Annotated in this window: 10 protein-coding genes; 8 read left to right on the top strand and 2 right to left on the bottom strand. The window is 71.7% G+C overall.

Annotation, left to right across the window (positions count from 1 at the left end):
* Positions 1-599 precede the first annotated feature (599 nt).
* Positions 600-1,583: a replication protein RepA gene (locus tag RM540_RS14460; protein ID WP_311665367.1), complete on the bottom strand. Its 984-nt coding sequence runs from the start codon at positions 1,581-1,583 to the stop codon at positions 600-602.
* Positions 1,584-1,920: 337 nt separating this feature from the next.
* Between RM540_RS14460 and RM540_RS14455 the strand changes: the two genes are divergently transcribed.
* Together RM540_RS14455 and RM540_RS14450 are read left to right on the top strand one after the other, a co-directional pair.
* On the top strand, positions 1,921-2,160 hold the full coding sequence (locus RM540_RS14455; RefSeq protein WP_311665365.1) for a helix-turn-helix domain-containing protein: 240 nt from the start codon (positions 1,921-1,923) through the stop codon (positions 2,158-2,160).
* Between the two features lie 50 nt (positions 2,161-2,210).
* A complete protein-coding gene (locus tag RM540_RS14450) occupies positions 2,211-2,606 on the top strand; it encodes a transposase (protein ID WP_311665363.1) in 396 nt (131 codons plus the stop codon).
* A gap of 296 nt (positions 2,607-2,902) precedes the next feature.
* On the opposite strand, the gene RM540_RS14445 is transcribed toward RM540_RS14450, so the two are convergent.
* Positions 2,903-3,454, bottom strand: a complete 552-nt coding sequence (locus tag RM540_RS14445; protein ID WP_311665361.1) for a S26 family signal peptidase — start codon at positions 3,452-3,454, stop codon at positions 2,903-2,905.
* A 340-nt stretch (positions 3,455-3,794) separates the two neighbouring features.
* Here RM540_RS14445 and trbB point away from each other — a divergent pair, with 340 nt between their 5' ends.
* Genes trbB through RM540_RS14415 form a run of 6 tightly spaced genes read left to right on the top strand, consistent with a single transcriptional unit; the run spans position 3,795 to position 9,489 of the window.
* On the top strand, positions 3,795-4,835 hold the full coding sequence (gene trbB, locus RM540_RS14440) for a P-type conjugative transfer ATPase TrbB (RefSeq protein ID WP_311665359.1): 1,041 nt from the start codon (positions 3,795-3,797) through the stop codon (positions 4,833-4,835).
* Entirely contained in the window at positions 4,832-5,164 is a 333-nt protein-coding gene (locus RM540_RS14435; protein ID WP_311665357.1) for a TrbC/VirB2 family type IV secretion system protein, read from the top strand. Before trbB ends, RM540_RS14435 begins: the two co-directional genes overlap by 4 nt.
* Positions 5,161-5,517 (top strand): VirB3 family type IV secretion system protein, encoded by a 357-nt coding sequence (locus RM540_RS14430; RefSeq protein ID WP_311665356.1) that lies wholly within the window; start codon positions 5,161-5,163, stop codon positions 5,515-5,517. The genes RM540_RS14435 and RM540_RS14430 overlap by 4 nt, the downstream gene beginning before the upstream one ends.
* Entirely contained in the window at positions 5,517-8,138 is a 2,622-nt protein-coding gene (locus tag RM540_RS14425; RefSeq protein WP_311665355.1) for a TraG/VirB4 family ATPase, read from the top strand. The genes RM540_RS14430 and RM540_RS14425 overlap by 1 nt, the downstream gene beginning before the upstream one ends.
* Positions 8,139-8,150: 12 nt before the next feature.
* Positions 8,151-8,900 carry a TrbJ/VirB5 family protein gene (locus tag RM540_RS14420; RefSeq protein ID WP_311665354.1) on the top strand — a complete coding sequence of 250 codons (750 nt, stop codon included), beginning with the start codon at positions 8,151-8,153 and terminating at the stop codon, positions 8,898-8,900.
* 4 nt (positions 8,901-8,904) lie between these two features.
* A complete protein-coding gene (locus tag RM540_RS14415; RefSeq protein ID WP_311665353.1) occupies positions 8,905-9,489 on the top strand; it encodes a hypothetical protein in 585 nt (194 codons plus the stop codon).
* Positions 9,490-9,494 lie beyond the last annotated feature (5 nt).

Raw genomic sequence — 9,494 nt, 5'->3', positions numbered from 1 at the left:
TCGGTCTGGCGTCGATCCTACGACCGACCGAGCCCCTTCGTTGGTCGTCAGAGGCCCCCAGCGCGCCACGTGCTGCGCGTTGGCCCTCTGGTCGATGCCTGGGTCTGCGACGGCGCTGGGCGACTTACAAGCGTTCCACGGCGGCGGCGTGCAATCCCCGGCTTCGGGCTGGACCGGAGCGCTGTCGGTGGACCGGGCACGGCCTCTGCCCGGGTCCGGTTCGTTGGTGCGCGTTTCGCTGAGGGTCTGGTGGTGGCTGTGGGCCTCTGTGCCGTGGGCGTGTCGCCGGCGTCGGCCCCTCCTGGTTTCGCCGCTGGCGTCTCCTGGCCGGCCTCCATTATTGCACCGGCCCGCCTTATCAGAAGACCCGGTGCTCGCCGCCAGTCTGGCGGCCTTGTTCACAAAACGGCCCGCTCAGGTTACAGGAGTTTTTTTTATAGGGGGAATACAGGTTGCTCGGAGGATATGCGTGGCGCTCCTCGGAGGATATGCGTGGCGCTCCTCGGAGGATATGCGTGGACAACCCTCCTGAGAGGGCTGGGCAGGTCGTTCCTCGGAGGATATGCGTGGACAACCCTGCCGGAGCCGCCTCAGCGGGGTTATTCCGCCACCTTGTCAGCCGGCCCCCTCTGTACGTGGGGCTTCCCTGGGTGGAGCACGAGCCGGCCACGGGGCGTCTCGTACGAGAGCTCGGGCCAGATCACCTTGAGCTTGGCGAGCGCCTTCTTAGCGTCGGCCGCGAAGTGATAGTGCTCCTGGGCGTCGGTGCCGAACTGGCCCGCCAGCTGCTTCCACGACACCACGACCGGCCGGCCGGGAGTTGCTGACCGGGCCAGCCGGTCGAGCCTGTACGTGACCCACGTGTAGAGGTCGAGCGCCAGGGCCGACTGCTTGATCTCGCGCAGGACCCTCATGTCGATGGGCACAGGATGCTTCGTGAGCTGCTCGAATAGCCCCTCGCCCACGACCACCGAGGTCTCCAGCGTCTCACCGGGGTCCCACCAGGTCTTGGTCTTCCTGGCCACCTCCATGCTCTCGTACTCCCCGGGCTCCGTCTCGCCAGCGTACCCGGTCTCCCTCTCGTTGGAGTACGAGGTCATGATCCGGGACCGGAACAGCCGGTGCGCCTGGTCCTTGAACCTCCCGATGGTCCCCGACCGGCCCCCGGTCGGGGACAAGCCCAGCTCGCGCATGAACGCCGCGAGCGAGGAGCCGAGGTAGACCTCACGTGACCCTGTCTGGACGACCTCCGTCGTCAGCCAAATCAGGATCAGGCGGGGGTAGCTCCCGTAGGGGAGCCCGAGGTCCAACCCCGCCTGAATCGACAGCTTGTGTCTCCCGTTGACCCGCGTGTATTCCCGGACATCGCCCGGATCTAGGTGGGGCAGGGTGCCCTGGATGAACAGGCTTCCCATGAACCGGACGTCTTGGGCGATCCAGGCGTCCTGCTGGTGGATCGCGTACGCTGCCTCGACCATCCGGGTCGTCGTCCTGAGCGCGCGGGCGCCGGGTGCTAGACGGGCACCGCCGGCGGGGCGGGGGGCCTCGGCGTCTCGGTCGCCGGGGCGTTGGGAATCGGGCATCGGTTCGGTGAAGGGACCGAAAACCCGTCGCACCGAGCGTCACACCTGGAACTACACCGTGGGGTGTTGTATCATGTGGCTCGCTAGAGTCCGTGCTCGGTGCTGAAAGGCAATCGGTATGGACGAAGTTTGCGGGCCGCCCTCTCCAGGGGCGGCCCGCGTGCGTTTAAGAAGGTACGTCGAACGTGCGTGGGACGCGCGTCGAAGTCTCCCTAAACGGGCAGGAGGCGGAAAGATACTCGCTGATCGTCTATGTATGTCGTGACCGGGCGGGGTGTCTCTTGCGGCGATGGCCGCCTCTACCCCGCCCCCCGGTGACCCCCCGCTCGCGCCTCCCGTGGCGCTCACGGGAGCCCTCGGCCGGGTGGTCCGCCGCGAGCGCGAGCGGCTAAAGCTCACGCAGGAGGGCCTGGCCGAGCGGTCCGGTCTCCACCCGACGTACCTCAGCGGGATCGAGACCGGGCAGCGGAACCCCAGCCTCGTCGTCCTCTGGGCGCTCGCGCGCGGGCTCGACACCGACCTCGGCCGGCTGGCGGCCCTGGTGGTCGGGGAAGTCCAGGCCCACGCCGCCGAGTAATCCGGGGGCTCTGCCTGTAGGTTTCCCCCCCCCTCCCCACCACCGCCCCCATGCCCGTCGGCGCCTCGTACCGGACCTCTGGGACCGCCCGGCACTCGATCCGGCTGCACTTCCTGTTCGTCACGAGCCGCGCCCGCGCGATCCTGACCGGGGAGGTCGCGGACCGGGTGGCCGAGATCCTGACGGAGATCGCGGCCGAGGAGGGGTGCGAGGCGCTCGACGTCCAGGTGTCGGACCGGCTCGCGTACGTCGAGCTCGTCGGCCGGCCCGAGCTCGCGGCCAGTCAGATCGCCCTCCGGCTGCGCAAACATTCGGCCCAGCGGCTGCTCTCGTCGTTCCCGGAGCTGACGCCGGAGGGGGCCGTCTGGGTCCGCCCCTACCTCGTCTCGACGTACCCGATCAGTCAGGAGTCGGCCACGTGCTTCCTGGAAGACTACCGCTCCTGAGACGGCTACCGTAGACGGCTACTGGGTTAGTGGGCAGGTTCATGTCGTGAGGTACGGTAGCGGCCAGACGTCGCACCTCGGGCGGCTCCGGGGCCGGTTCTCTTCCGCTCCGTCCGCTGGGACTCTGGCTTCGCGTTCGGCCAGTGACCGCGCAGAAGCGGTGGGAGTCGAGAGCCAGAACGGTGTCTGGAGCCTACACGAGCCGTTCGATACGCGGCCCGATGTCGCTCTCTCCGTAGAACGCGAAGTGGCGAGGCCGCTACCGTACCTCGTTGCACCAATCTGCCCAGGACCCTCTACTGCCCGACCGCGAACGCGCCCGGCGGGCGCGACCCCTGGACCGGGGCGATCTCGGGTCCGCCCTCGACCAGGACCGGGCGGATCACCCGCCGCACGTCGCGGACGGGGCCGAAGTAGCGCGAGTCGAGCGAGTAGGCCACGCGCGAGCTGTGCATCCAGAACTCGCCCGGCCCGAGCACGTGGGTCCCGAGCGCGGCCGTCACGGGCTGGCCGCTCCGGCTGTACGCGAGGGGGGCCGAGCGCGCGAGGGCCACCGAGCCGACCCGCACGCCGGCGGAATCGACGGTGACGGTGTCGCCGGGGACGGCGACGACCATCTTCGCCAGCGCCAGCAGCGAGGCCGGGCCGTCCGGCCCGGGGCACGCCGAGCCGGCTAGGAGGTAGGGCGCCACTGCCGCGACGGCTTCGGCGTGGGGGCAGAACGTGACCAGCTGGCCGCGCCTCACGTCCTGCGGGAGCACGGGGGCCGAGAGGTAGAAGCCCCGGGGCAGGCTCTCGGTGAAGTTGATCCTGACCCCGAACAGGGCGAGCGCCGCGACCACGGCCACGAGCAGGAGCGGACCGCCGACCGTCCACGGCAGAGCCCGACGCCGGGCCGGAGGCGGAGAGGGACGGTCGTGGAGGTTCGCGGTGCTATTTGCGGTGCCCATCGTCGGCGCGGTTGACTCCGCCGAAGGTAGCCCCTACCTTCGCTACACGGGATCTTCTTTGAGACTGGCGCCCACTCACCGACAGGGCGGTTTACCATCGGTAGCGCGCCCGCCCGCTGTATTACGCCACTTAACGCTGTCCGGCATGGCCCCCACGACTCCCCTGGCTGCTAATGGGTCCGCCGGACTCTCCGGGGGCTCGGGGGCCACTGCTCCGACGGAACGCTACGTCGGGCTCATGGAGCGCTACCTCGGCCGCGCCGTCGTGGAGCTCTTCACCGACGACGACGTGACGGAGATCTACGCCAACGCCGACGGGCTCGTCCGCACCGACACGCACGCGCGGGGCAAGGTCCGGCTGGGCGTCCGGCTCCGGTCCGACCAGATCGAGCAGTTCCTGAACGCCGTGGCCACGCGCGAGGGCGTCACGCTCAACCGCTCTAACCCGACCATTCAGGCCGAGCTGCCCGACGTCACGTTCCGGGGCGCCCGGCTCCAGGGGTTCATCCCGCCGGTCACGTCGGCCGCGACGCTCGTCCTCCGCAAGCGGGCCGTCCGGCTCTACGACCTCGCCAGCTACGTCGAGGCCGGCACGATGACCGACGACGAGCGCCAGGCGCTCGTCGTCGCCGTCGGCACGCACCAGAACGTCCTCGTCTGCGGCGGGACGGGCTCGGGCAAGACGACGTTGTGCAACGCGCTCATCCAGCAGATGACGGCCCAGTTCCCCCGGGAGCGGTTCGTGATCCTGGAGGACACGGCCGAGCTCCAGTGCGACGCCGACGACCACCTCCAGCTCCAGACCACCGAGGGCCTCACGCTCTCGGACCTCGTCAAGCACACGCTCCGGTGCGCGCCCGACCGGATCATCGTGGGCGAGGTCCGCGACGGGGCCGCCCTCGACCTCCTCGACGCCTGGGCCACGGGCCACCCCGGCGGGTGCGCGACCGTCCACGCCACCACGGCCGCCGGGGCGCTCCTGCGCATGAACCGGCTCGCCCAGCGGGCCGGCGTCCCGCCCCAGCACGAGCTGATCGCGGAGTCCGTCGACCTGGTCGTGGTGATCCAGGGCGGGACCCAGGGCCGCCGCGTGACCGAGATGGTCCGCGTCGGAGGGCAAACCGACGGCCGATTCGACCTCGAACCCGTCAGACCGCGCTCGGCGGATCTGGCCCCCACTCACGCCCCCGGCGTGTTTCCCAAGCCGGCGCTCTCGCTGGCCCCCGCCAACACTGGCACCCCGTCCACACCCCGCGCCGGTAGCGGCGCACGCTCATGACCACGCTCAAGATCACCCCCACCACCGTCCTCGTCGGCCGGGCGCTCCTGATCGCCGCCGCCGTCCTCGTCCTCGCGCCCGACGCCGCCGCCGGCGGCGGCGCGTCCATGCCCTTCGACGGCACGCTCCAGACCATCGCCGGCTGGCTCACCGGCACCGGGGCGCGGCTCCTCGCGGTCATCGCGGTCGCCGTCGGCGGCATCATGTGGGCCTTCACCCGCCACGAGGAGGGGGTCAAGCGGATCGCCCAAGCCGCCCTCGGCTTCGGCATCGCCGTGGGGGCGACGTCCCTCGTGGCCACGCTCGGCTTCGGCGGGGCGACCCTGTGAGCCCGGCCGGCTCCACAGGACCCGACGGCACCCCGGGGACGGGCCGCGCGCGGCCCGTCCACCAGTCGCTCATCCAGGTGCCCACGTTCGCCGGCGTCGACCGCTCGTTCCTGGTGCTCGAGGCCACGCTCGGGATGGCGGTCGCCGTCGGGATGGGGGTCTCCTGGGTCACGCTCATCGTCGTCGGCCTGATCGTCGCCGTGGTGCACCCGGTCCTCGTCTCCCTCACCAAGCGCGACCCGATGATGACCTCCATCGCCGCCCGCGCGCTCGGCCAGTCCTCGGTCTACGACCCGCTCGGGTCCGCCTCCAAGCCCGGGCGCCGGGCGCCCCGCGCCGTGCCCAAGCTGTAATGAGCCTCCTCGCCCTCTCTGCTGGACTGACCGCCGGCGCCCTCGCCATGAAGGGCCTCGACGCCCTCCGCGAGCACCGCCGCGAGCCCGCCGCCCTGGCCGACCTGCTCGGCTGGGGCTTCCTCGTGGACGACGGCGTCGTCCTCCTCAAGGACGGCTCGTTCCTGTGCGGCTGGGAGTACCGCGGCCTCGACCAGATCTCGTCCACGCCCCGCGAGGTCGACCAGATGACCGACCACGTGGCCGCCGCGCTCGGCTCGCTCGGGGACGGCTGGATGGTCCACGTCGACGCCGTCCGCCGCCCGGCGGTCGGGTACGCGCCCCGCGAGAGGTGCCACTTCCCCGACCCCGTGACGGCCTACATCGACGAGGTCCGCCGCGCCTCGTACACCTCCGAGACCGACCACTACGACACGACCTGCACGCTCCACCTCACCTACACGCCCCCGGCCGCGTTCATGAACGCGGTCGGCCGGGCCGTCGTCAAGGGCCGGGGCGAGGACGGGATCGACTGGGACCGGCTCCTGGGCCAGTTCGCCCACGACGCGCGCGCCTTCCAGGACCGCGTCTCCAGCTTCGTCCGCGTCCGCCGGCTCGGCTCGGCGCGGCTCCTGCGCGGGCTCCACGAGTCGCTCACCGGGCTCTCACACGGCGTCGGCGTCCCCCCGACCGGGGCCTACCTCGACTACGCGCTGAGCGACCAGCCGTTCGTCGGCGGGTTCGAGCCCCAGATCGGGGACCAGAACCTCCGGCTGGTCTCGGTCCAGGGCTACCCCGACGCCACGTTCTCGGGGCACGGCGGGTCCCTGACGGCGCTCCCGTTCCCCTACCGCTTCTCGACGCGGTTCATCCCGCTCTCGCCCTCGACCGCCGAGGACCGCATCAAGCGGATGCAGCTCGGGTGGTTCCAGAAGCGGAAGGGCGCGGCCGACTGGGTCCAGTCGATGTCGAAGTCGGCCCAGGGCCAGGTCCACACGCCCGACCCCGCCCAGACGGCGTTCCAGGACGCCAACGCCGTCTCGATGCTCACCGACGCCGCCGAGGCCCGCCGCGTCAACTCGTCCGGGCACTTGCGCTTCGGCTACGCCACCTCCACCGTCGTCGTCTCGTCCGCCGACGCCCGCGAGGCCGACGACCGGGCACGGGCCGTCCTGAAGAAGCTCCGCGACGCCGGGTTCTCGGCCCGCGTCGAGGACCTGAACGCGGTCGACGCGTTCCTCGGCACGTTGCCCGGCCACGGGAGCGCGAACCTCCGCCGGCCCATGCTCTCGACCGGGAACGTGGCCGACACGATGCCGCTGACGGCGCCCTGGGGCGGCCCCGTGGAGGTCCCGAGCCAGTTCTTCCCCCCGGGCTCGCCCCCGCTCCTGTGGGCGACGGCGGCGAGCGAGAAGGGGAAGGAGCCCGGCACGACGCCGTTCCGGCTGTGTCTGCACGAGGGCGACGTGGGGCACACGCTCATAGTCGGCGCCACGGGCGCCGGCAAATCCGTGTTGGTCGGCGCGCTGGTGGCGCAGTGGCGCCGCTACGGGAACGCTCAGACCTACGTGTTCGACGTGGGGTACTCGCACTACCTCTCGGGGACCGCCTCCGGCGCGCGTCACTACGACCTCGCCGGCCCCGACGGCGACCCGGTCGAGCTCCAGCCGCTCCGCGACGTGGACCGCCCGGACGTCCGGGCGTGGGCCGTCGACTGGCTGGAGACCCTCTTCGAGCTCCAGGGCGTCCGCATCTCGCCCACCGACCGCCAGCGGGTCACGCACGCGGTCGGGCTCCTGGCCGACAACGAGCCCGTCGACCGGACGATGACCGCGCTCATGGTCAACCTGGGCGACGAACGGCTCCGCGACCTCGTCCGCCCCTACACCATCGAGGGCGCCTACGGCCAGCTCCTCGACGCCCAGAGCGACGGGGTCCTCGACGGCCAGCACCAGGTCTTCGAGCTCTCCAACATCATCTCGATGTCGGAGCGCGTGCTCGTGCCCGTCTTGACGCACCTCTTTAGGCGCGTCGAGGAGCAGCTGACCGGCGCCCCCACGCTCATCGTGATCGAGGAGGCGTGGGCCGCGCTCATGAAGAGCCTGTTTGCCCAGAGGCTCCGCCAGTGGCTCCTGACCCTGAGGAAGCGGAACGCGGCCGTGGTCATCGTCGCCCACACCGTGACCCAGATCCGCGAGGTCGAGAACTCGTCGCTCATCATCGAGAGCTGCCCCAGCCGCATTTTCCTGCCCAACTCGTCCGCCGCCGACCCCGTGAACGCCGCGGTCTACCGGCAGCTCGGTCTGAACGAGGCCGAGATCGGCGTCGTGGCCAAGGGCGTCCGCAAGCAGCAGTACTACTTCCGCTCGCCCTCGGGCGCCCGCCAGTTCGAGTTGGCGCTCTCGCCCCCCGAGCTCGCCTTCCTCGGCGCGCCGTCGGGGCTCTCCAGCGACGAGACCAAGCGGGCGGTCCGGGAGATGGCCGCCGAGCACGGCCCGGCGTGGCCCGTCGAGTGGCTCCGCCGCGTCGGCCTCGACGCCGACGCCGACCGCCTGGCCACCCTCTTCAGCGAGCCGGCCCCGCCGCCGCCCGGCGACGGGCTCCCCGCCCGGCTCACGTCCCACGTCCCCCCCGCCCTCTAGCCCCCTACTGTCATGGCCCGACGCACCCTCTCCGCCCTCGCCCTCGCCCTCCTCGTCGCCCTCGCCGCGCCCGCCCCCCGTGCCCAGGTGGAGTCCCGGGGGCTCATCCCGTTCCTGCCCGACCTCGTCATCGACCCCGCGCACATCATGGAGTCGGTGGCCAACGGCCGCAACATCTACAACCAAGCTCGGGACGCGAGCTCCCAGCTCAGCGCGTTCCGCGACAACCTCCGAAAGCTCCAGTCCTACAGCTTCCGCGACGTCGGCCCCTTCGTGAGCGCGGTAGACCGGACCGTGGCGTCCGGCCAGGCGCTCTCGTACTCGACCCGGGACCTCGACGGCGCGTTCGTCCGGGCGTACGGGGACCTCCGCGGGTTGACGCCCAGGGAGGCCGCCGACAACTACGTCCAGCGCCGGCTCGACGGCTCGCTCGGCGCGCTCCGCGCGCTCCGCGAGCAGGCGACCCAGCTCGCGGGGTCCCGCGCCGACGTCGCGCGGCTCCAGTCCCAGGTCCGCACGGCCACGTCGGCCCAGCAGATCGCCGAGGCCCAGGCGTCGGTCCAGGCCTACCAGACGCAGGAGACGCAGATGGTCCGGCAGATGCTCATGGTCCAGGCCAACCAGGCGGCCAACGACCAGGCGCAGGAGGCGGCCAAGTTCGCGTACTCCCGCGAGCAGGCCCGAGCGCTCGCCGTCCGCAACCGCCAACAGGTGAGCCAGATGGGCGGGCGGGACTACAACGGGAGCATCTTCAACCGCTAGGGCCATGACCCACACCCCCCCCGCCGTCCTCGCCGCGGTCCTCGCCCTCTCGCTCGCCGCGTGCGGCGGCGAGAGCGGCGGGGACCCGCCCGCCATCGGGGACCGATCCGGGAGCGTGGACCCGGCCGTCGCCGCGCTCCGTGCCTGCGTCGAGGGCTCGCCCCACGAGCTCTGCCTGCGCCCTACCGTCCAGGTGGGCGCGGGTCCGGTCGTCGTGGACTCCGCCTATTGGGCCGACGCGCTGGGCGGCCGCCCGGAGGTGTTCTACGACGCGGCCGAGGCCTGTACCCGCGCGTCCCTAGCCGACCTGTCCGTCGGCTCGCTCGGGGGGATCACGCGGGCGCGGCAGGCCCTCGCCCGGGCTCAGCTCGACGGGACGGCGCCGATGGACGCCCAGCTCGACGACCCCGGCGTCTGCCACGACGTGTACCTCGTCTACGCCACGGCTGGCCCAGAGCACTCCACGTTGGGCGACCGCCTGGAAACGGCGGAGGTCGCCCGCATCGCCACCAACGCGCGGTCGGTCCGCGACCGCCGCTCGCTGGACCAGTTCATCGCGCGGCCGAAGCGGTCGTACGACTCCCTCTAGCAGGT

Source organism: Rubrivirga litoralis (assembly GCF_031846415.1).
Lineage (GTDB): Bacteria > Bacteroidota > Rhodothermia > Rhodothermales > Rubricoccaceae > Rubrivirga > Rubrivirga litoralis.
Note: the sequence above shows the minus strand (reverse complement) of the source record. Positions and strands in the feature narration are given on the sequence as shown.